Below are 19,404 nucleotides of genomic sequence, written 5' to 3'. Positions count from 1 at the left end.
GCACCATAAAATATAGAGACGCGCTGTAGCACGTCCCTATAGTTCTGTTCAATTTAATTTTAATTGGTGAACCCTTCTAAATTGAAGACTTCTTCCTCAGAATTATTCCCTAAATCTTTCGTTTCTTCCTGAGTCAAATTAGAATTTTCTTCAGGAGAAATTACCTTTTCTTCCGTTAAATTAGCGGGGGTTTCTTGACGCAATGAAGTTCCATTTAAAGCTGTCCAAGTCGCTTCATTAACGTGATTACTCGTTTCTAACCCCTGGGCTGTTTGGAATTCATGCAACGCCGTTAAGGTGCGAGAGCCCAAAATCCCATCAATGGGGCCAGGATTATAGCCTTTAGCTTCTAAACGTTCTTGTAAGATGCGAACATCGCTTCCGCGTGAACCTCTGGCTAAAAGGCTTTCCTGTTGAACCGGACTCGCAATTTCAGGCTCTGCCGATAACGCCTGCCAGGTATTTCGGTCTACAACCCCCGTCACCTCTAATCCTTTAGCAGCCTGAAATGCTCGAACCGAAGCCGTTGTCCGAGGGCCAAAAACACTGTCAATTTTCCCCGGACTAAACCCATGAGCTTTTAAATGTTGTTGTAACCCCGTCACCTGGGAACCTTCTGTTCCCTGGGATAACACCCGTTCCCGTCGGCGCGACGGTTGAGGTTCAACTTGATAAAATGGTTCAGAAAAAAGTTCTCGTCTTGCACCTTCTTTATCAGTAACACTAGACGTGAACCCGGAATTGCTGCCCTCCTGCCATGATTCTGTTAATCCTAAACTGGAATTCGACGTTGCGAACGCCACGGGAGCAAAAGCCGGAAGAACCAAAGAAAACAGGCCAGCAATAATAGCAGTTCTGATACCCATGACCCTTACCTTATTTCTATAAAGTTTGATTGTACTCAAATTCTAGTTTCTTGATTGGATTCTATCATCAGGAGGCGGATAGAATAAAGGGGACAAGGGGATGAGGGGACAAGGGGATGAGGGGATGAGGGGATGAGGGGATGAGGGGATGAGGGGACAAGGGGATGAGGGGATGAGGGGATGAGGGGATGAGGGGACAAGGGGATGAGGGGACAAGGGGACAAGGGGACAAGGGGACAAGGGGACAAGGGGACAAGGGGACAAGGGGACAAGGGGACAAGGGGACAAGGGGACAAGGGGACAAGGGGATGAGGGAGGGGGAATGAGGGGATGAGGGAGAGGGGGAGAGAAGAGAGGGGGAGAGAAGAGAGGGGGAGAGAAGAGAGGGGGATGAGGGGGAGCTTGCTTTGTTGTTAATGGCTACGGGTTAAGTGTTAATGGTCAATCATAAAAAATTAACCCTCCTAATCATTCAGTCCAGAAGGGTTAATGCTTTAGAAAGATTGAAGGTTATCAAGATTAGACAGTTGCTAACTCAGGAGTTGGACGTTTGCTATTACGAATTCCTTCAATGGCTTTAGCGTAATCCGGTGCATTGAAAACCGCAGAACCTGCAACAATCGCATTCGCACCTGCTTCTAACACTTGCCAAGTATTATCACCTTTAAGACCACCATCAACTTCAATCCAGGGATTTAAACCCCGTTCATCACACATTTGGCGCAATTGACGAATTTTCGGCAGAATTCCAGGGATAAACTTCTGACCGCCAAAACCAGGGTTAACACTCATGATTAACACCAAGTCACAAAGCTCTAACACATATTCAATTAATTCTAAGGGAGTTGAAGGATTCAAAACCACACCCGCTTGTTTTCCCAATTCCCGAATTTGGCCAAGAGTTCGATGTAAGTGGGGAGAAGCGTTGTGTTCAGCATGAACTGAAATAATATCAGCACCCGCTTTGGCAAACCCTTCAACATATTTTTCCGGTTCCACAATCATTAAGTGAACATCCAGAGGTTTTTGGGTCACGGGACGAATGGCTTCTACAATTAATGGCCCAATGGTAATATTAGGAACGAAACGGCCATCCATCACATCAACGTGAATCCAATCTGCACCCGCTTCATCCACGGCTCGAATTTCTTCACCTAGACGACTAAAATCGGCTGATAATATAGAAGGAGCAATAACAATCGGTTTTTGGGTTGTGGTCATGGGGGAATCTGTTCTCCTGCATCTCAAGTTGTAACCAGTGTATCAGAATCGGGGTATGTGGAACAGGCATCTTGCCTGTTAAGCGGGTTTTAGGGTATTGAGTCTCTCAGAAATATTTTATTTTTTTCTACTTACTTTCTTTTTTTTCTACTATGAAAACGCATGACCTCTATGAAAATCCCCAGCAAGAACGTTTACAGTTGTTTGTGTATTTAATTCCCATTTTGGGTTTTTTCCCCGCATTATGGACATTATATCGACAGGAAGGAACACGACAACAACAAGCGGTGAGTCGATTAGTAATTGTATTAGCGTTCAGTTGGTTAGCAGGACTGCTATTGTTAGAAGTTGGCTATCAAAGTACGGAATCGTTCACCTTACCGATGTTATTAACCAGTAGTCTCTTGACAACTAGCTATTTTATCGTCAGTTTAGGGTTAATGATTCGAGTGTGGAAACGTCAACCGATTTGGCTACCTGGACTGAGCCGAATTGCTGAACAAGGGTTAGGCAAACATCTGCCATAATAGGTTGGTTCTAAAATCATTTTCTCTTTTGCTACAAGTCTGTTATTCCTAATTTAGATCATTCATTGAGTGTGTGAGGAAGTCCGTGTCAGCACCAAGATATCAAAGTCAAAAACCATTGCCAAAACTGTCAAAACCCAGTCTGAGAAAATTAGCTCAATCTAGTCCCGGTCGTTGGTTAGGACTGGGTTTGGGTCTAGCTGGAGTTGCGATGATTTCAGCCACTGCTGGAGCTTTATTAGCGGTGTCTTTATCTACTACCCCCCTATTACAGCAAAAGCTAACGCCTGAAGAAGCGGCGGTCTTTTCTAAAAGTCAAATGGCAACCACCAACATGAAGTTGCCTGAACTAACCCGTCCGGTGAATATTTTAGTCATGGGGGTCAAGGTTTTAACCTCCGATTTAGAAGATGATTCCCACCCGGATGTCGGATATCATGCGTTAGTGGATTCCTTTAAAGGGTTATCGGATACAATGCTATTAATTCGCTTTGATCCGGCTAACAAAAAGTTAAAAGTCTTATCGATTCCCCGTGATACTCGTACCTATGTAGAAGGTCGGGGAATGACTAAAATTAATGATGCTAATTATTATGGTGGCCCTGCTTTAAGTGCAAAAGCCACCAGTGAATTATTAGGCGGTGTGGGAATTGACCGTTATGTCCGCGTCAATGTTCAAGGGGTGGAAAAATTAATTGATGCCCTAGGCGGTGTTAATATTTACGTTCCCAAGGATATGAAATATCAAGATGATAGTCAGCATCTTTATATTAATTTAAAACAAGGAGAACAACACTTAAATGGATCACAAGCGTTACAATTTTTACGGTTCCGTTATGATGCCTTGGGAGATATTGGTCGGGTACAACGTCAACAAATGTTAATTCGGGCGTTTATGGAACAGGCGTTAAATGTTGGTACTATTTCTAAAATTCCTCAAGTTGTATCGATTATTCAATCTCATATTGATACAAATTTAAGCTTGGAAGAATTAGTGGCTTTAGTAAGTTTTTCTGCCGGAATTCAACGGGAAAATGTTGAAATGCTGATGGTTCCTGGTGAATTTAGTGATCCGAAAGAATATCGAGCGAGTTATTGGCTACCCGATGCAAATCGCCTAGAAAATTTAGTCGCACAACATTTTGATTTCGGTCAAGATGTTTGGAAATTTGACAATATTGATCCCAAAGATTTAAGAATTGCGATTCAAGATAGTAATGATAATTCTGATGCTATTGATCGATTAGTTGGAAATTTGAATGATGGCGGATTCTGGAATGTTAAAATTTCTAAACCTTGGACAGAACCTTTAGCAGAAACTAAAATTGTAGCTCAGGATGGCGATATTAAGAGTGCTGAAGCGTTACAAAAATCTTTAGGGTTTGGTAAAGTTGTAGTTGAAAGTACAGGTTATTTAGAATCGGATATTACTATTCAAGTCGGAAAAGATTGGCTAGAAAAATATAATAAACCGACTCCTTCTAATGTTCCTAATTCGGAATCTATTTCTCCTTCCAAAAAACAATTATAGCCAGTCTAAATGATTTGTGATCAAATCCTGTAGGGGGCGTCCCTTCCAACCCAGGCGCAAACAGGCTTGGGAAGGATGCCACACCTACCCTAAAATAATATTACAATCGATTAAAAGGAAAATTAAAAGTCCCTCGTCCAGTTCATATAAATCCAAATGTCATCTTCTGAACCTTCGATAGAAACAAGTATTACGCCGAAATCCTCTGGAAAAGATGCGGGTTTAGCACCCTTAGTGCTGACTTTGGTAGAACTCATTCGGCAATTAATGGAAGCACAAATCATCCGTCGGATGGAAGGTAATACCCTGAGTGAGGAAGAATTAGATCGGGCTGCGGAGAGTTTGCGACAATTAGAAATTCAGGTGTTACAATTGTGTGAAATCTTTGAAATTGATCCAGCCGATTTGAATATTGAATTATCAGAATTTGGGACATTATTACCGAAATCAGGAACTTATTATCCGGGAGAAAGTTCACAAAACCCTTCAGTTTTAGAATTATTAGATCGGTTAATGAATACGGGAATTGTTGTTGAGGGAAGCGTAGATTTAGGGTTAGCCCAACTCAACTTAATTCATGCCAAATTAAGATTAGTCTTAACCTCTAAACCTTTGTAGAAATCTTTTGGGGTTTAAACATTATTGACTTAAAACAGAAAATAGGGAAAATATTTGCAGTGTTTCCTATAGGTTTTATGAGCATTAACGTTTATAATGGATAGGAGATGGTGTGTTTACAGGGTTGTCAACAATCGCGCTAAAAGTAGGCACTCAAAACCGAATTCCTTGGATCTGATCTCAAGTCAATGATCCCCCCTAACCTCCCTTAAAAATAGGGGGACAGGAGATCAAAGTCCCCTGATCAAGGCAGGGGGATTTAGGGGGATCTGATCTTAGCTGTAATCACGGGTTGTCGGTGGTCGTTGACAAACTTTGGTGCGTGCGCTGCGCTGACGCACACTACAAGTTAAATTAATAAGGGTTTTTAATTATGGAAAACGGTTTCTATTTATATGGAATTTTACCGACAAACCGAGTACGACCTTTAGCGTTATCGGGATTAGATCAACAACCAATTCAAACCTATCCGGTGAATGAGTTTAGCTTTTTATATTCCGCAGCCCAGCAAGAGCGGTATTTAGCCAGTCGCCGGAATTTATTAGGTCATGAACAAGTCTTAGAACTGGTGATGCAACATGGTTATAGAAGCGTTTTACCTTTGCAATTTGGATTAGTGATTCAAGATTGGGAAACTGTAGAAACGCAGTTAATTCTTCCCTATCAAGAACGGTTAAAACAATTGTTTCATAAATTAGAGGGAAAACGGGAAGTCGGAGTTAAAATTTTTTGGGAAGAAACGGAAGAATTAAATCGTTTAATGACAGAAAATCAAGAATTAAGAGAAAAACGCGATCGCTTAGAAGGTAAACCGCTCAGTATGGATGAAGTCATTGGAATTGGTCAAGAAATTGAACAGGCGATGCAAGATCGCCAACAGGGAATTATTGAGAAATTTCAACACACCTTAACCCCCTTAGCAGAAGAAATTGTTGAGAATGAAACCTTAACTAATACGATGATCTATAATGCTGCTTATTTAATTCCTTGGGATACGGAACCTAAATTTAGTGATAAAATTGAAGAACTTGATCACTATTTTAAGAACCGCTTACGAATTCGCTATAATAATTTTACAGCCCCCTTTAATTTTGCCCAACTCAATCCTTAATCGGAGGTGTTATGGTCTTACGATTATTATTATCTCCAATAACAGCACCCTTTGGGGGGGTAATCTGGATCGGCGAACAACTCCTAGAACGGGCTGAAGCCGAACTAGACGATAAAGAAAACTTAAGTAAACGATTATTAGCCCTTCAGTTAGCTTTTGATATGGGAGATATTTCTGAAGAAGAGTTTGAAGTCCAAGAAGAAGAATTATTATTGCAAATTCAAGCCTTAGAAGATGAAAATGCAGATTCAATGAATTAAACGAATTTCCGAGACGGTTTAATTCAGTTTTCTGTGTGTTTCGCTGTACCCGACCTCTATTGAGGTCAATTTCAGAATGGGTAATCTACCTTATATGAAATCCTTAAACCTTTGTAGTAGAGACGCGCCACATCAGTGTCAACTTAAGTTTAAAAGCCTTGAAATTAATTTCAGTAGAGAGACGCGCCATGTAACCCCCTCTACAGCCCGAAATTTATTTCCGGGCGGGGAACTTAAGTTGACACTGATGCCTAGCGCGTCTCTAAATCCAGCCAACTCATTCCCTGTTCCCTGTTCCCTGTTCCCTGTTCCCTACCAGTCAACGGCCAACTCCATGTTAATCTTAGTTTTTGTATTGCAGACACTCAACACACAAGCGCACAAACGATCATGTCGGACACTCCATCGTCTCAACTTTCAGAACAATCAACCCCAGAAGCCAACGCGAATGACATAGCGACTTCTGATCGCAGTGCTAAAACCCGACAACTCTTAGGAATGAAAGGGGCAGCACCGGGAGAAACCTCCATTTGGAAAATTCGCCTACAGTTGATGAAACCGATCACCTGGATTCCCTTAATTTGGGGGGTGGTCTGTGGTGCTGCTTCATCAGGACATTTTTCTTGGTCACTGGAAGATGTGTTAAAAGTAGCGACTTGTATGTTAATGTCCGGGCCGTTAATGACGGGGTACACCCAAACCCTGAATGATTTTTATGATCGCGAACTCGATGCCATTAATGAACCTTACCGTCCCATCCCTTCCGGGGCGATTTCCATTCCCCAAGTTGTCACCCAAATTTTATTGTTATTAGGGTTAGGAATCGGCATTTCCTACCTGTTAGATACTTGGGCGGGACATGAATTCCCCATCATTACCGTTCTGTGTCTTGGGGGAGCCTTTGTGTCCTATATTTACTCTGCACCCCCTTTGAAACTGAAAAAAAATGGCTGGTTAGGAAATTATGCCCTAGGGGCCAGTTATATTGCCTTACCTTGGTGGGCGGGTCATGCGTTATTTGGAGAACTGACCCCAACCGTGATGATTTTAACTTTGTTTTATAGTTTAGCCGGGTTAGGAATTGCCATTGTTAATGACTTTAAGAGTGTCGAAGGCGATCGCCAATTGGGGTTACAATCCCTTCCAGTGATGTTTGGGATTACAACCGCCGCCTGGATTTGTGTTTTGATGATTGATATCTTCCAAGCGGGTATGGCTGTTTATTTAGTCAGTATCAAGCAAAATCTCTATGCAACGGTTCTTTTACTGCTGGTAATTCCTCAAATTACCTTCCAAGATATGTATTTTCTACGCAATCCTGTAGAAAATGATGTTAAATATCAAGCAAGTGCCCAACCGTTCCTGGTATTAGGAATGTTAGTTGTGGGTTTAGCACTGGGTCATGCGGTTTAGGGAGTTTCCCTCTTCCAACAAAACCGCAGTTTCCCGACCCTCCTGAAGACTGGGATCAAGAAAAAAACCTTGATTTTCAGTGAGATCAGGGTTCGACAGCCAATTGTAGAGGCAAGTTTTGCTTGCCTTCTGCACTGTTAAAATCCACTGTCGAATGATTACCAAAACCACCCATTTGTCCGAACCAATGGAAGAATCTCAATTACCATCCCGACCCAAGACGGACTCAACTCCATCAGAAACCGAATGGGAGACTAATCCCAGTAACGTTTCAACCCAACCGGTTGTAATGTCATCCCCGATGAGAACAGAACCTGAAATTGATGAAACTACCCCTGAATTGGTTTCTGAGTCTAATTCCCCGGAGGTCGCTTGGCATCATCGCACCTTGAAGCGGTTAAATTCAGAATGGGTGAAACTGCGACAGAAGCTGACATCCCCCAATGCTGAAGGGAAACTGTGGTATCGTCGTCCGAGTGTCTGGATTGGAGTTGGCGTAATTAGTGTCGGCGGTGGTGCGTTGGGTTATGGAGCTTGGCAATGGTATCAAATTGATCAAAGCTTACCCCAAGTTTCAGTAAATACGATGGCATCCTTTAGTCGGGATGGCACTATTACCATTAAAGCCGCGAATGGTGATATTTTAATGCAAACCGGGCCAGCAACACGGGAAAAACTGCGACTCAAACAAATTCCCGAAAAACTGGTACAAGCTTTTATTTCTACGGAAGATGTTCGTTTTTATGACCATGATGGAGTGGACTATCAAGGAATTGTTCGCGCCATTGGGTCTAATGTCTTAGCGGGGGGAGTGGTTGAAGGCGGAAGTACCATCACCCAACAGTTAGCCAGAATTGTGTATTTGAATCAAGAACATAGCCTCATCCGTAAACTCAAAGAGGCCATGGTGTCTTGGAAAATTGAAGATCAAATGAGTAAGGAAGATATCCTAGAACGCTATCTAAATTTAGTGTATTTGGGTTCAGGGGCTTACGGAGTAGCGGACGCAGCTTATGTTTATTTTAGTAAATCCGTGAATGAATTAACGTTGTCGGAAATGGCAATGTTAGCGGGTTTACCCCCCGCACCGAGTCAATATTCTCCCTTAGAAAATCCAGAGGCGGCGACGAAACGACGCAATATTGTTCTCCAACGAATGCAGGATGCTAAGGTGATCACGGCCGCCGAAGCACAAGCCGCGATGCAAGAACCGCTTAATCTTAAACCTAGTCAACCTAAACGGTTATTAGTGAAAGCTCCTTATTTTTCGAGTTATGTTCTCAAAGAACTCCCCCAATATATATCCAAAGATGCGATGGCAGCAGGGGGATTAACGGTTGAAACCAGTTTAGATTTAAAATGGCAAGAAGCCGCAGAAAAAACCGTTAAAGATGCGGTAGAACTTGATGGTGCTGGAGCTAATTTTGGTCAAGCTGCGTTAGTTTCTATTGAACCCAAAACCGGAGAAGTTAAGGCAATGGTCGGGGGATATCAATATAAAGAAAGTGAATTTAATCGGGTTACCCAAGCACAACGACAACCGGGATCAACCTTTAAAGGATTAGTTTATGCCGCAGCGATTGGGGCGGGTTTTTCCCCTTATGATAGTTATTTGGATGAACCTTATAAAGTCGATGGTTATCGTCCTCGAAATTATGGCAATAAACATTATGGCTGGATGTCGATGTCTGATGCCTTGAGTCGTTCTATTAATGTAATTGCTGTTAAAGTATTAGTGGATGTGGGGTTTGAACCTGCCATAAAATTAGCAAAAGATATGGGAATTAAATCTCCTTTAAAACCAACTTATGCCATGGCTTTAGGTGCTTATGAAGTTAATTTATTAGAATTAACCAATGCTTATGGAACTTTAGCTGATGAAGGCAATTATATTCCGGCTCATGGGATTCGGCGAGTTTTAGATCAACAGGGAAATATCATTTATCAAGCTAAATTTAAACCCAAACAAGTTTTAGATAAAAATAGTGCTGCAATTACAACTTGGATGTTAGAAGGAGTTGTTAATGGCGGTACTGGAGGCGCAGCGGCGTTACCCGACCGAGAAGTGGCTGGTAAAACTGGAACCTCTGAAGAAGCGAGAGATTTATGGTTTATTGGGTATATTCCTCAAGCTGTAACCGGAATTTGGTTAGGAAATGATAATAATGATCCAACCTGGGGAGCTAGTAGTAGCGCGGCTTATAGTTGGGGGGAATTTATGGGAAAAGTTGTTGAAGGAATGCCTGTTGAAAAGTTCCCAGAATTGCCTGAATTAGAAGGACGAAAAGGCAGTATTAAAGCGAAACCCCATGAACCTAATAGCATAGAAACGGGAACTAAAGTTGCTATTGAAGACGGTGATCCAGTACAAGGTTCGAGTGGGGATGGCACCTATACTAACACGGCTGAAACTTACAATAACGGTTATTCAGATACGGGTTCCTATAGTGATAGCAACGGTTATTCTTCTGATGGATATTATGATAACTCCTCTTCTGGGGGAAATTCTGAGGGATATTCTTCCGAGGGCTATTCCTCTGAGGGTTCTTCCTCTGAGGGTTCTTCCTCCGATGGCTATTCCTCGGATGGGGGATATTCAGAAGGTTCCAATAATTACTAAACGGCTAAATTTTGTTAAACGCGCTAAAATCCAGATGGATTTATTGCGATCGCAGGGTTTAAGGAGACTGTTCGATTATGGATGAACTCAAACCAATTTTACAAGAATTAACCCGTGAACCCATTGCATTTTTTGGTGGGTTTTTCTCAGGTTTATTGAAATTAAACCTGAATGATGATCCCGTTAAAACTTGGCTAGAGAAACAGGGAGGAACCTCTGTATCTAGCCCCTCTGACTCTAAAAATAATAACGGAAATTCCGGCGGCCCTCAATCCATCACGATTGATTAATCAGTTATCAGTTATCAGTTATCAGTTATCAAGATGCAATGAGTGTTCTGGCAAGGGTTAATAGCTAGAAACATTAGCGTGCGAAGCACATTCTTCACCTCCACTAACAAACCATCAACCTTCATCGCATCTTTTTGCTTTCTGGGGTAAAATGGAATAAATACTTAATCATTCACTGTAATCGGGTAGGGAAACATCGGTGAAAGTCCGAGGCTGTGCGGCAACTGTAAGTTAGGTTATTTCTAACAAGCCAGAATGCCTACCGATCACTTTGCTCTATACCTGCCTCACACGGGGAAGGAGATTTAAACTTAACATGACTTATAACACAGAACTTTCCATTCAACCCTCAAACTCAACATTTCCGTCCTTACCTCTACAGCGTCCGTTATTACTCATTGGTCATGGAACCCGTGATACAGATGGACGAGAAACCTTTTTAGAATTTGCTCAAGCCTATCAACAATTAGATCATTCGCGTCCGGTGGTTCCTTGTTTTTTAGAATTAACAGAACCTACTATTCAAGAAGGAATTGATCGCTGTATTGAACAAGGTTATACGGAATTATCCGCCTTACCCTTATTATTATTTGCAGCGCGACATAATAAATTTGATATTACCAATGAGTTAGATCGAGCCAAACAACGACATCCGCAATTAACCTTTCATTATGGCCGACATTTTGGCATTAGTCCCAATATTTTAGAATTATTGCGATCGCGTTTACACCAATTAGAACAGCCCGAATTAAACCCTTTAAACATTTCCAATTCCGAAACCGTATTATTATTTGTCGGACGGGGTGCAAGCGATCCTGATGCTAATGGAGATGTTTATAAACTGGCTCGAATTCTTTGGGAAGGAAGCGGTTATTCAACCGTTGAAACTTGTTTTATTGGTATTACTCATCCCCGTTTAGAAGAAGGATTTCGTCGCGCTCGACTCTATCAACCCAAACGAATTATTGTCTTACCTTACTTCTTATTTACTGGGGTTTTAGTTAAAAAAATCTTTGATATAACAGCCCAACAACAGGAACAATATCCCGAAATTCAGATGACTTGTTTACCGGAAATGGGCATTCAACAGGAACTTTTACACCTCTTACGAGAACGGGAAATAGAAACCCAACTCGGAGAAGTTCAAATGAACTGTGAAATGTGCAAATTCCGGTTAGCTGCAATTTCAGGAAATCATCATGATCATGATGGTGGTCATGATCATCATCATCACCACCATCATGATCATGAACATCCCTCAGTTGATCCCTATGCCAAATTAGAAGATTATCATCAACGCATTTGGAATACACCTTAATTGTTTCTGTTTGTGCTAATTTTGCTGGATCAGGACAAAAGCATCGCGATGAAGTCGATTTTATTGCCCAGCTTAATGATGGTGAATCTGAAGCATCAGAAACCCAAACTTGGATTGAATTTGCTATTAGATGTAATTACATCAATACTGAAACCGATCAAGAACTTTATGAAAGTTATAATCAAGTCTTAGGAGGTGTTGTTAATATGATTAACAGCCCCTCTCCTTGGTTACTTAAACACTAACCTACCTTTTCCCCCTGATCCCCCTACTTTCCCTGCCCTGCTCTTCTATGGACTTACTGCGATCGCTTCCCATTGGACTATATTTAGAACAACCGATTACTTGGTTACATCGTTTAGATGCCAGGGTTAAGTTAGTGTGGTTGATGAGCTTTTTAGTAGCTCCGCTTTTAGCACACCCTGTATGGAGATTAGTATTAGTCGGGTTGTTAATTTTAATCACCTTATTGGCTCGAATTCCGTTACGAGTGTGGAAGCGACAAATGGGGTGGTTACTGATGTTTTGTGGGTTACTTTTTGTGGTCAGTTGTATTATGCCCGATGGTTTAGCCGTAGACCATCAACCTCGACTTCCTGAACAGGAATTAACCTTTGATTTATTGGCAAATAAACCAGAGCAACAACAAACGAATCAAGCCTCTAACTCAAGCCTAACTTTACCTCAACCAACGTCCTATCGGTATGTGTTATTTGATCAATGGCCGTTAGAAATTACCCGTTATTCTGTAGACTTAGGAATCAGAACCAGTACCTTATTATTTACCCTCGTTTATAGTACAAATTTGTATTTGCTGACCACTGCTTCTGAAGAAATTGCAATGGCTTTAGAAAGTTTAATGGAGCCGTTACGAGGGTTAAAGTTACCCGTTACAGAAATTGCCTTAACCCTAACCCTATCGTTACGATTTTTTCCTTTAGTTTTAGAAGAAATTCAAAATTTAATCCGTTCCGTGCGAACTCGTGCTATTAATTGGAAAAAACTAGGGCTAAAACGAACCATTCAGGTTTGGTTAACCATTGCAGAACGACTTCTACAAAACTTATTATTACGCGCAGAACAAATTTCCAGTGCCATGCAAGTGCGAGGGTTCACCAGTCCGAACCAGCATCGGGTGGAATGGCATCAACTGCGCTTTAAACGTCGGGATAGTATCGCTCTGGTTGGCTTAACCTTGTTTTGGGGTGTGCGTTTAATTTGGGGCGGGGAACTTTAAACCCTGAAGTGGATCAGTCAAACTAAATTGACCATAGGCTTGTATAATTGATAGCTTGGATTATTCAAATTCCTGTTAAGCTGTTCCTCAATTAACTTTATTGGTTATTTTTTAGACTTAATGACCACTGAAACTTACATGAACCATCCCAACTTCGGGTTATTGTTCAAAATATGCCCGGTTGAGGATCATCAAGAATTGTTCACAACCCTTTACGCCCAGCGCCTATTTTTCTTAGTGACACAGGGGCCAACGGGATTAAAATTTGAACCCATTAGCCGTTCTGATGCGAAACTTCTCGTCGAAATTCGCTTAAGAATGCTGCGCCGAACCGGACAAGCTGAGGAATATAAAAAACTCCAAGATGTCCATCACAATACGTTTCAATAATTTCTGATCGGTGTCTGTTAATGATTGACGGTTAACCGTTGACAGATAACCGTAAATTGATAAAAAAACGATTATGATTGATTTGATCACAGAACAAATTATTAAAATTCGAGCTTCTATTCCTGAGTCTGTGCGATTAATTGCGGTCACAAAAACGGTTTCCGTTGAAGCCATGCGGATAGCCTATCAAGCCGGAATTCGAGATTTTGCTGAAAATCGAGTCCAGGAAGCGGCTGAAAAATATCCTCAATTACAAGATCTTCAGGATATTACTTGGCATTTAATTGGTCATTTACAAACGAATAAAGCCACAAAAGCATTACAACTGTTTCAATGGATTCAATCTATCGATAGTTTAAAGTTAGCTTTGCGTTTAGATCGGTTAGCGGGAGAGTTGGGGTATCAGCCTCAAGTCTGCCTTCAGGTGAAGATTTTACCCGATCCGAATAAGTTTGGCTGGACTATCCCCGAACTCTTAGCAGAATTACCTCAATTAAACCAATGCCAACATCTTAAAATTAAAGGGTTAATGACCATTCCCTGTTTAGGATTAAGCGAGTCAGAAACCCTGGGTGTTTTTGAGCGCACCCGTGAGTTAGCAGAAACAATTCAACACCAGAATTGGACTAATATTGAGATGCAACAATTATCAATGGGAATGTCAGAAGACTATTCTCTAGCCATTCAAAAAGGTGCTACGATGATCCGACTAGGACGAATCATTTTTGGGCAGAGGAGGAATTAAACCAAAAACTTACTGTAAAATAGGCAAGTCTTACAAAAAATCGATATAGCCAACACCCTCAATTTACCCCTCGTGGGAGTTGAGTTAAAATTCTAAAGTCGTACTGGAGACTAGACCGTGAACAGACTTTTTACTAGACTAAAAGATTTTGTAGGGTTCAATGACTCTGTAGAATACGATTACGAATACGATGAAATGGAAGGGGATCGCTACCCGGGTAACTATCCCCCCCCACAGGAACAACCTGTCCCTCAACCGATGGTGGCAGAGGAACCTCGTGCATCTCGTCGTTCACAACGATCTGTTGGATCTATGGGTAGTGGTGTAATGTCTGAAGTTGGAATGGGATCAACCATGAATAATGTTATTGGAATGCCCGGTGCTCTGAATGGTATTTCTGAAGTGGTGGTGATGGAACCCCGCACCTTTGAAGAAATGCCGACCGCCATTCGCGCTCTCAAAGAACGCAAATCTGTGGTTTTAAACTTAACCTTAATGGATCCAGATCAAGCCCAAAGAGCCGTTGACTTTGTGGCTGGGGGCACCTTCGCCCTCGATGGTCATCAAGAACGCATTGGCGAAAGCATCTTCCTGTTTACCCCCAGTTGCGTTCAAGTCAGAACTCAAGGCGGTAACGTCGTCCACGAAGGAATTCCTCAAGCGCGTAACCCCCGCATGGCGGCTCCATCAGCCCCCGTTTGGCAACCGGAACGCGCTCAGGCTATTCAGTAAATTAAGCAGGGCAGCACGGGAAGAGGGGACAAGGGGATGGGGGGACAAGGGGACAAGGGGACAAGGAGATGGGGGGACAAGGGGACAAGGGGACAAGGGGATGGGGGGGAGAGGTTTAACTTCTGTAAAAACGTGGCTAGTCAAGTTCAGACCGTAGGCTCCAAGTAAATCTAACCACTGATAATTTCACTGATAATTGATAACTGATAACTGATAACTTTTCCCTGTTCCCTCTTCTGTAGCATTAATTTCAGGATTTAATATTACAAGTTTAATTTATGTTTAAATTAGGTGTAATTGGTGGCGGGGTGATGGGAGAAGCTCTCATCTCCCGCTTAATTTCTTCTCATATTTATCAACCATCTGAAATTATTATTAGTGATCCTCAACAAGAGCGTCGCAATAGTTTGGCACAACAGTATGGTGTTGTTGTAACCGCTAATAATCAGGAAACTACTCAGGCAACGGAAGCTCTTTTATTAGCGATTAAACCCCAAATTTTTGAAGCGATCGCCACGGAATTAGGGGGAGGTGTGACGTTAGGACTGGATACGGTTGTTTTGTCTATTTTAGCAGGAGTTCCTCTTAATAAATTAGAAACGGCTTTTCCGAAACATCCGGTGATTAGAATTATGCCCAATACTCCAGCGACCGTCGGGGCGGGTGTGAGTGCGATCGCCTCTGGAAAATTGGTGTACCCCCCCCATTTAGATCTCACCAGACGCATTTTTCAGGCCGTTGGAGACGTGGTAGACGTGCCGGAGGCTTTAATAGATGCCGTCACCGGATTATCGGGTTCTGGCCCCGCTTATGTGGCGATTTTAATTGAAGCCTTAGCCGATGGAGGAGTTGCGGCTGGACTTCCTCGCCCTATAGCCTCTAAATTAGCGTTATCAACGGTATTAGGAACCGCCCAACTCCTGTCACAATCTAACTTACATCCAGCCGAACTCAAAGATCGTGTTACCAGTCCAGGAGGAACTACCATCGCCGGAGTTTCCCAACTGGAAAAAGCGGGATTTCGTTCAGCTTTAATAGAAGCGGTCAAAGCTGCCACTCAACGGTCAAAAGAGTTAGGACGTTAATTGACGGTTGAGGTACTCTTATCAGTGCTTCCCCATCCCCAGTTCCCTACTCCCCACTGATAACTGATCACTGATAACTGATCACTGTTAGGGAAGTACGACTTAAGAGTACGGTTTTTTCCATTTTAGGTTTTGAAGAAATAATCCATTATTAGAGATGTAAAGCAAAGCAATTCCTAAACAAAAACCTAAACAATCTCAAAGGAGAACACTAATGATGCTGTTAACTCGTTTTTCTTTTCCCGGTTTTGCAGAAATTGAAAACATTCAACGTCAAGTTGATCAAGTCTTAGATGAATTAAGCCAAACTCAAGTTGCTACAGACTGGACTCCGGCGGTACAACTGGAAGAAACGCCAGAACAGTTTATTGTTCGGGCTATTATCCCCAATTTAGATAAAAATGAATTAGATATTGAAGTCGCAAAAAGTGGGGTTGCTATTTCGGGTAAAACTCTTGAAACAGAAGTTTCTGAAGGTCACAAAATCACTCATTATGAGTTTCCTGTCGGTCAATTTCGTCGAGTAGTTTCCCTTAATGAAGCCATTGTGCAAACGGAAGTTAAAGCTGAATACACTGACGGAATTCTAACCGTTACGTTACCGAAAGCACCGGAAGTAATTCATCGCGTTGTTAAAGTGAATTTAAACTCTGAAACTCAATCATAATCGTAAGGGTGGGCAATGCCCACCTTTTTTTTGATCTTAGAGATTTTCGCTATAAAATCTATTGGATGGCTGGGGATGATCACTCCTATCGGCGCTCTAGCTTTGATTTGTGGCTGGGCTTGCCTAACAATTGCAGCTTTAAAAACCTCAACAATAGCCACAATTTAGTTAACTAATTATGATACTTTAAGATAAAGGCTGACAACTTGCGAGATACATTCAGATTTTTAACAAACAAATGGGAAGTGACACAATTGTTCTTTTATCCCGCCGAGAAATTGAAAAAATGCGTCAAGCAGGACGTCTGGCGGCACAACTGTTAAATCATCTTGAACCGATGATTAAACCGGGGGTAAGTACCCTGGAACTCAACGATGAAGCGGAACGCTGGACACAGGAACATGGTGCTCGCAGTGCTCCCCTAGGGTATCACGGATTCCCAAAATCAATCTGTACCAGTGTTAATGAAGTCATCTGTCATGGTATCCCAAACGCGAAACAGATTCTTCAAGATGGAGATATCATCAATGTGGATGTCACCCCGATTCTGGATGGTTATTATGGTGATGTCTCTCGCACCTTTTTTGTTGGAACACCCTCTCCCGTGGCTCAAAAATTAGTTGAAGTTACGGAAGAATGTTTAAGACGGGGTATTGAAGCGGTTAAACCCAATGGACGCATTGGTGATATTGGGGCGGCGATTCAAGAATATGCGGAAGCCCACGGGTTTTCGGTGGTGCGAGATTTTGTGGGTCATGGGGTGAATACAGTCTTTCATACGGCGCCTCAAATTCCCCATTATGGAGAACGGGGAAAGGGAAAACGTCTGCGTCCAGGGATGGTTTTTACCATTGAACCGATGATTAATGAAGGAACCTGGGAAGCTAAAGTTTTAGATGATGGTTGGACAGCAATTACCCGCGATCGCAAACTCTCGGCTCAATTTGAACATACCGTTGCGGTGACAGAAACAGGCGTAGATATTCTAACTCTAGCCGAATAAATAGTAGAGACGCGCCATGGCGCGTCTCTACGGGGACTCGAACCCCAATTTGATCTAAGCCATCACCATTCCGCCATCAACATTAAATACTTGACCTGTAATATAAGCTGCTGCTGGGTCTGCGGCTAAAAAGCGAATCATTCCCGCCACTTCTTGGGGTTCACCGTAACGACCCAAGGGAATAAATTTGAGAATTTCTTCCGTATTTTTCAACTCTTTGGTCATATCTGTAGCAATAAATCCAGGCGCAACCGCATTTACCGTTACCCCGCGACTGGCTAATTCTTTAGCTACTGTTTTTGTAAACCCAATCACCCCCGCTTTGGCTGCACTATAATTGGCTTGGCCGGGGTTGCCCATTTGTCCCGCAACAGAAGTAATATTAATAATTCGTCCCGACTTTTGTTTGAGCATGATTTTACTCGCTACACGAGTACACAGAAATACCCCGGTTAAGTTCAAATCAATCACTGCTTGCCAGTCTTCCGGCTTCATTCTTAACAGTAAAGTATCACGGGTAATCCCGGCATTGTTCACTAAAATATCAACTCTTCCCCAGGTTTCGGTGACTTTGTTAAATAAGGTATCCACTTGATCTACTTTGGACACATCTGCTTGGAGTGCGATCGCTTCCCCCCCCGCTTCTGTAATTTCAGCAACCCCTTCATCTGCGGCGGTCGAAGAACTCGCATAATTGATCACCACTTTAGCGCCTTCTGTAGCTAATGCTAACGCTGTCGCGCGACCAATACCCCGTGAGCCCCCCGTGATGATCGCCACTTGTCCTTTTAAGTGTTGTAGATTTTCGGGTAAAAGTTCCATTCAATTGTTTCTCCAACTGTTATTCCATCAAAACTCATCATCTCAGATTTGAGTTGTCCCGTTAAGAGAAACCTGATTTGGGAAGAATCGTTATAATTAAGGAGCAAAACTGTCTGGTGATGAGCTATGGCCGTGAAACAAACCTTTAATAGCTTTCAAGAATTACTCGCCCATTCCGATGTTCCGGTGTTAGTGGATTTTTATGCAACGTGGTGTGGCCCTTGCCAAATGATGACTCCTATTTTAGAAGAAGTCAATCAAGAAATGAGTCAACAAATCCAAATTGTTAAAATTGATAGTGATAAATACTCGGAACTCGCGTCTCAATATCATATTATGGCGTTACCTACTTTAATATTATTTAAAAATGGTCAACCCGTGGGTCGCCATGAAGGAGTTTTACGCGCACCTGAGTTAGTTCAATGGGTGTATGGTTTGCTGTAATTTATGTATACACCCAGTCACGCTATTTTAAATTTAGCGATTTTGGGAAAAGCCACTGATCCCGAAGCGAATTTATGGATTATTTTGGGGGGAATATTACCGGATATTCCCATTTTTTTATTCTATGGATGGGCAAAATTTATCACTAAAATGCCCGAATATAAAATCTGGTCAGAGGGGTATTATTCCCCAGCAATGCAAACAGTTGTTGCGATTTCTCATTCAATTCCTTTAGCGGTTATTGGATTAGCGATTGCTACATTTTATCAATGGCAAATCTTACAAATATTCTGTTTAAGTTTAGTCTTACATTCCTTATTTGATTTACCCGTCCATCACGACGATGCTCACCGCCATTTTTTCCCCTTTAGCGATTATCGATTGATTAGCCCCTTTTCCTATTGGGATAGAAAACATTATGCTTCTCAGGTTAATTTAGTCGAGATTCTATTCGCGATATTTGCAACAATTCGGATCTTTTCTAGGATTTAATTTCTCTGGTTA

General features: G+C 42.1%; 23 protein-coding genes and 1 riboswitch. Of the genes, 19 read left to right on the top strand and 4 right to left on the bottom strand.

Features of this window, described 5'->3' with window-relative positions:
• Positions 1 to 59: 59 nt before the first annotated feature.
• Together NMK36_RS10520 and rpe are read right to left on the bottom strand one after the other, a co-directional pair.
• Positions 60 to 866: a peptidoglycan-binding domain-containing protein gene (locus NMK36_RS10520; RefSeq protein ID WP_072722035.1), complete on the bottom strand. Its 807-nt coding sequence runs from the start codon at positions 864 to 866 to the stop codon at positions 60 to 62.
• A 519-nt stretch (positions 867 to 1,385) separates the two neighbouring features.
• A complete protein-coding gene (gene rpe / locus NMK36_RS10515) occupies positions 1,386 to 2,087 on the bottom strand; it encodes a ribulose-phosphate 3-epimerase (protein WP_254173678.1) in 702 nt (233 codons plus the stop codon).
• A gap of 152 nt (positions 2,088 to 2,239) precedes the next feature.
• On the opposite strand from rpe, the gene NMK36_RS10510 reads away from it, so the two are divergent.
• The 16 genes from NMK36_RS10510 (at position 2,240) to NMK36_RS10435 (ending at position 16,631) form a co-directional block, all read left to right on the top strand.
• Positions 2,240 to 2,614, top strand: a complete 375-nt coding sequence (locus NMK36_RS10510; protein WP_072722049.1) for a hypothetical protein — start codon at positions 2,240 to 2,242, stop codon at positions 2,612 to 2,614.
• A gap of 118 nt (positions 2,615 to 2,732) precedes the next feature.
• Positions 2,733 to 4,145, top strand: coding sequence for an LCP family protein (locus tag NMK36_RS10505; RefSeq protein WP_254173677.1), 1,413 nt, complete (start codon positions 2,733 to 2,735; stop codon positions 4,143 to 4,145).
• Between the two features lie 156 nt (positions 4,146 to 4,301).
• On the top strand, positions 4,302 to 4,763 hold the full coding sequence (locus NMK36_RS10500) for a gas vesicle protein K (RefSeq protein WP_072722053.1): 462 nt from the start codon (positions 4,302 to 4,304) through the stop codon (positions 4,761 to 4,763).
• A gap of 373 nt (positions 4,764 to 5,136) precedes the next feature.
• The gene (locus NMK36_RS10495; protein ID WP_072722055.1) at positions 5,137 to 5,874 is read left to right on the top strand and encodes a GvpL/GvpF family gas vesicle protein; all 738 of its coding nucleotides are present in this window, start codon (positions 5,137 to 5,139) and stop codon (positions 5,872 to 5,874) included.
• An 11-nt stretch (positions 5,875 to 5,885) separates the two neighbouring features.
• Entirely contained in the window at positions 5,886 to 6,134 is a 249-nt protein-coding gene (locus tag NMK36_RS10490; protein ID WP_072722057.1) for a gas vesicle protein GvpG, read from the top strand.
• 390 nt (positions 6,135 to 6,524) lie between these two features.
• The gene (chlG, locus tag NMK36_RS10485) at positions 6,525 to 7,547 is read left to right on the top strand and encodes a chlorophyll synthase ChlG (protein ID WP_254173676.1); all 1,023 of its coding nucleotides are present in this window, start codon (positions 6,525 to 6,527) and stop codon (positions 7,545 to 7,547) included.
• Positions 7,548 to 7,734: 187 nt separating this feature from the next.
• On the top strand, positions 7,735 to 10,167 hold the full coding sequence (locus NMK36_RS10480) for a transglycosylase domain-containing protein (RefSeq protein ID WP_254173675.1): 2,433 nt from the start codon (positions 7,735 to 7,737) through the stop codon (positions 10,165 to 10,167).
• 77 nt (positions 10,168 to 10,244) lie between these two features.
• A complete protein-coding gene (locus NMK36_RS10475; protein ID WP_072722063.1) occupies positions 10,245 to 10,457 on the top strand; it encodes a hypothetical protein in 213 nt (70 codons plus the stop codon).
• Positions 10,458 to 10,629: 172 nt separating this feature from the next.
• Positions 10,630 to 10,726, top strand: a riboswitch (adenosylcobalamin-variant (AdoCbl-variant) riboswitch).
• A 47-nt stretch (positions 10,727 to 10,773) separates the two neighbouring features.
• Positions 10,774 to 11,775 (top strand): sirohydrochlorin chelatase, encoded by a 1,002-nt coding sequence (locus NMK36_RS10470; RefSeq protein WP_072722065.1) that lies wholly within the window; start codon positions 10,774 to 10,776, stop codon positions 11,773 to 11,775.
• Complete coding sequence (locus NMK36_RS10465) at positions 11,760 to 12,020, top strand: four helix bundle protein (protein WP_072722067.1); 261 nt, start codon at positions 11,760 to 11,762, stop codon at positions 12,018 to 12,020. Before NMK36_RS10470 ends, NMK36_RS10465 begins: the two co-directional genes overlap by 16 nt.
• Positions 12,021 to 12,067: 47 nt before the next feature.
• Positions 12,068 to 13,012 carry an energy-coupling factor transporter transmembrane component T family protein gene (locus NMK36_RS10460; protein WP_072722069.1) on the top strand — a complete coding sequence of 315 codons (945 nt, stop codon included), beginning with the start codon at positions 12,068 to 12,070 and terminating at the stop codon, positions 13,010 to 13,012.
• A 120-nt stretch (positions 13,013 to 13,132) separates the two neighbouring features.
• Positions 13,133 to 13,402, top strand: a complete 270-nt coding sequence (gene pipX / locus NMK36_RS10455; RefSeq protein WP_072722072.1) for a transcriptional coactivator PipX — start codon at positions 13,133 to 13,135, stop codon at positions 13,400 to 13,402.
• Positions 13,403 to 13,475: 73 nt separating this feature from the next.
• Positions 13,476 to 14,147: a YggS family pyridoxal phosphate-dependent enzyme gene (locus NMK36_RS10450; RefSeq protein WP_072722074.1), complete on the top strand. Its 672-nt coding sequence runs from the start codon at positions 13,476 to 13,478 to the stop codon at positions 14,145 to 14,147.
• A 117-nt stretch (positions 14,148 to 14,264) separates the two neighbouring features.
• Positions 14,265 to 14,879, top strand: coding sequence for a cell division protein SepF (locus tag NMK36_RS10445; protein ID WP_072722076.1), 615 nt, complete (start codon positions 14,265 to 14,267; stop codon positions 14,877 to 14,879).
• Between the two features lie 278 nt (positions 14,880 to 15,157).
• A complete protein-coding gene (gene proC, locus NMK36_RS10440; RefSeq protein ID WP_072722078.1) occupies positions 15,158 to 15,964 on the top strand; it encodes a pyrroline-5-carboxylate reductase in 807 nt (268 codons plus the stop codon).
• Positions 15,965 to 16,178: 214 nt separating this feature from the next.
• Complete coding sequence (locus NMK36_RS10435; RefSeq protein ID WP_254173674.1) at positions 16,179 to 16,631, top strand: Hsp20/alpha crystallin family protein; 453 nt, start codon at positions 16,179 to 16,181, stop codon at positions 16,629 to 16,631.
• Here NMK36_RS10435 and NMK36_RS10430 read toward each other — a convergent pair.
• Complete coding sequence (locus NMK36_RS10430) at positions 16,622 to 16,792, bottom strand: hypothetical protein (RefSeq protein WP_254173673.1); 171 nt, start codon at positions 16,790 to 16,792, stop codon at positions 16,622 to 16,624. The genes NMK36_RS10435 and NMK36_RS10430 overlap by 10 nt on opposite strands.
• A 77-nt stretch (positions 16,793 to 16,869) precedes the next feature.
• Between NMK36_RS10430 and map the strand changes: the two genes are divergently transcribed.
• Positions 16,870 to 17,634, top strand: a complete 765-nt coding sequence (map, locus tag NMK36_RS10425; RefSeq protein ID WP_072722082.1) for a type I methionyl aminopeptidase — start codon at positions 16,870 to 16,872, stop codon at positions 17,632 to 17,634.
• Positions 17,635 to 17,688: 54 nt separating this feature from the next.
• On the opposite strand, the gene fabG is transcribed toward map, so the two are convergent.
• Complete coding sequence (gene fabG / locus NMK36_RS10420; RefSeq protein WP_254173672.1) at positions 17,689 to 18,456, bottom strand: 3-oxoacyl-[acyl-carrier-protein] reductase; 768 nt, start codon at positions 18,454 to 18,456, stop codon at positions 17,689 to 17,691.
• A gap of 126 nt (positions 18,457 to 18,582) precedes the next feature.
• Here fabG and trxA point away from each other — a divergent pair, with 126 nt between their 5' ends.
• A complete protein-coding gene (gene trxA / locus NMK36_RS10415; RefSeq protein ID WP_072722086.1) occupies positions 18,583 to 18,900 on the top strand; it encodes a thioredoxin in 318 nt (105 codons plus the stop codon).
• A gap of 3 nt (positions 18,901 to 18,903) precedes the next feature.
• Positions 18,904 to 19,392: a hypothetical protein gene (locus NMK36_RS10410; RefSeq protein WP_254173671.1), complete on the top strand. Its 489-nt coding sequence runs from the start codon at positions 18,904 to 18,906 to the stop codon at positions 19,390 to 19,392.
• Positions 19,393 to 19,404: the final 12 nt, after the last annotated feature.

It is taken from the genome of Planktothrix pseudagardhii (assembly GCF_904830925.1).
Taxonomy (GTDB): domain Bacteria; phylum Cyanobacteriota; class Cyanobacteriia; order Cyanobacteriales; family Microcoleaceae; genus Planktothrix; species Planktothrix tepida.
The sequence above is the reverse complement of the archived record's forward strand: the minus strand, read 5'-3'. Positions and strand labels throughout refer to the sequence as shown.

What these genes read in the sequence shown, in the direction of transcription:
- NMK36_RS10520 (WP_072722035.1), bottom strand. Translation starts at nt 866, where the DNA reads ATGGGTATCAGAACTGCTATTATTGCTGGCCTGTTTTCTTTGGTTCTT.
- rpe (WP_254173678.1), bottom strand. Translation starts at nt 2,087, where the DNA reads ATGACCACAACCCAAAAACCGATTGTTATTGCTCCTTCTATATTATCA.
- NMK36_RS10510 (WP_072722049.1), top strand. Translation starts at nt 2,240, where the DNA reads ATGAAAACGCATGACCTCTATGAAAATCCCCAGCAAGAACGTTTACAG.
- NMK36_RS10500 (WP_072722053.1), top strand. Translation starts at nt 4,302, where the DNA reads ATGTCATCTTCTGAACCTTCGATAGAAACAAGTATTACGCCGAAATCC.
- NMK36_RS10495 (WP_072722055.1), top strand. Translation starts at nt 5,137, where the DNA reads ATGGAAAACGGTTTCTATTTATATGGAATTTTACCGACAAACCGAGTA.
- NMK36_RS10490 (WP_072722057.1), top strand. Translation starts at nt 5,886, where the DNA reads ATGGTCTTACGATTATTATTATCTCCAATAACAGCACCCTTTGGGGGG.
- chlG (WP_254173676.1), top strand. Translation starts at nt 6,525, where the DNA reads ATGTCGGACACTCCATCGTCTCAACTTTCAGAACAATCAACCCCAGAA.
- NMK36_RS10480 (WP_254173675.1), top strand. Translation starts at nt 7,735, where the DNA reads ATGGAAGAATCTCAATTACCATCCCGACCCAAGACGGACTCAACTCCA.
- NMK36_RS10475 (WP_072722063.1), top strand. Translation starts at nt 10,245, where the DNA reads ATGGATGAACTCAAACCAATTTTACAAGAATTAACCCGTGAACCCATT.
- NMK36_RS10470 (WP_072722065.1), top strand. Translation starts at nt 10,774, where the DNA reads ATGACTTATAACACAGAACTTTCCATTCAACCCTCAAACTCAACATTT.
- NMK36_RS10460 (WP_072722069.1), top strand. Translation starts at nt 12,068, where the DNA reads ATGGACTTACTGCGATCGCTTCCCATTGGACTATATTTAGAACAACCG.
- pipX (WP_072722072.1), top strand. Translation starts at nt 13,133, where the DNA reads ATGACCACTGAAACTTACATGAACCATCCCAACTTCGGGTTATTGTTC.
- NMK36_RS10450 (WP_072722074.1), top strand. Translation starts at nt 13,476, where the DNA reads ATGATTGATTTGATCACAGAACAAATTATTAAAATTCGAGCTTCTATT.
- proC (WP_072722078.1), top strand. Translation starts at nt 15,158, where the DNA reads ATGTTTAAATTAGGTGTAATTGGTGGCGGGGTGATGGGAGAAGCTCTC.
- NMK36_RS10435 (WP_254173674.1), top strand. Translation starts at nt 16,179, where the DNA reads ATGATGCTGTTAACTCGTTTTTCTTTTCCCGGTTTTGCAGAAATTGAA.
- map (WP_072722082.1), top strand. Translation starts at nt 16,870, where the DNA reads ATGGGAAGTGACACAATTGTTCTTTTATCCCGCCGAGAAATTGAAAAA.
- fabG (WP_254173672.1), bottom strand. Translation starts at nt 18,456, where the DNA reads ATGGAACTTTTACCCGAAAATCTACAACACTTAAAAGGACAAGTGGCG.
- trxA (WP_072722086.1), top strand. Translation starts at nt 18,583, where the DNA reads ATGGCCGTGAAACAAACCTTTAATAGCTTTCAAGAATTACTCGCCCAT.
- NMK36_RS10410 (WP_254173671.1), top strand. Translation starts at nt 18,904, where the DNA reads ATGTATACACCCAGTCACGCTATTTTAAATTTAGCGATTTTGGGAAAA.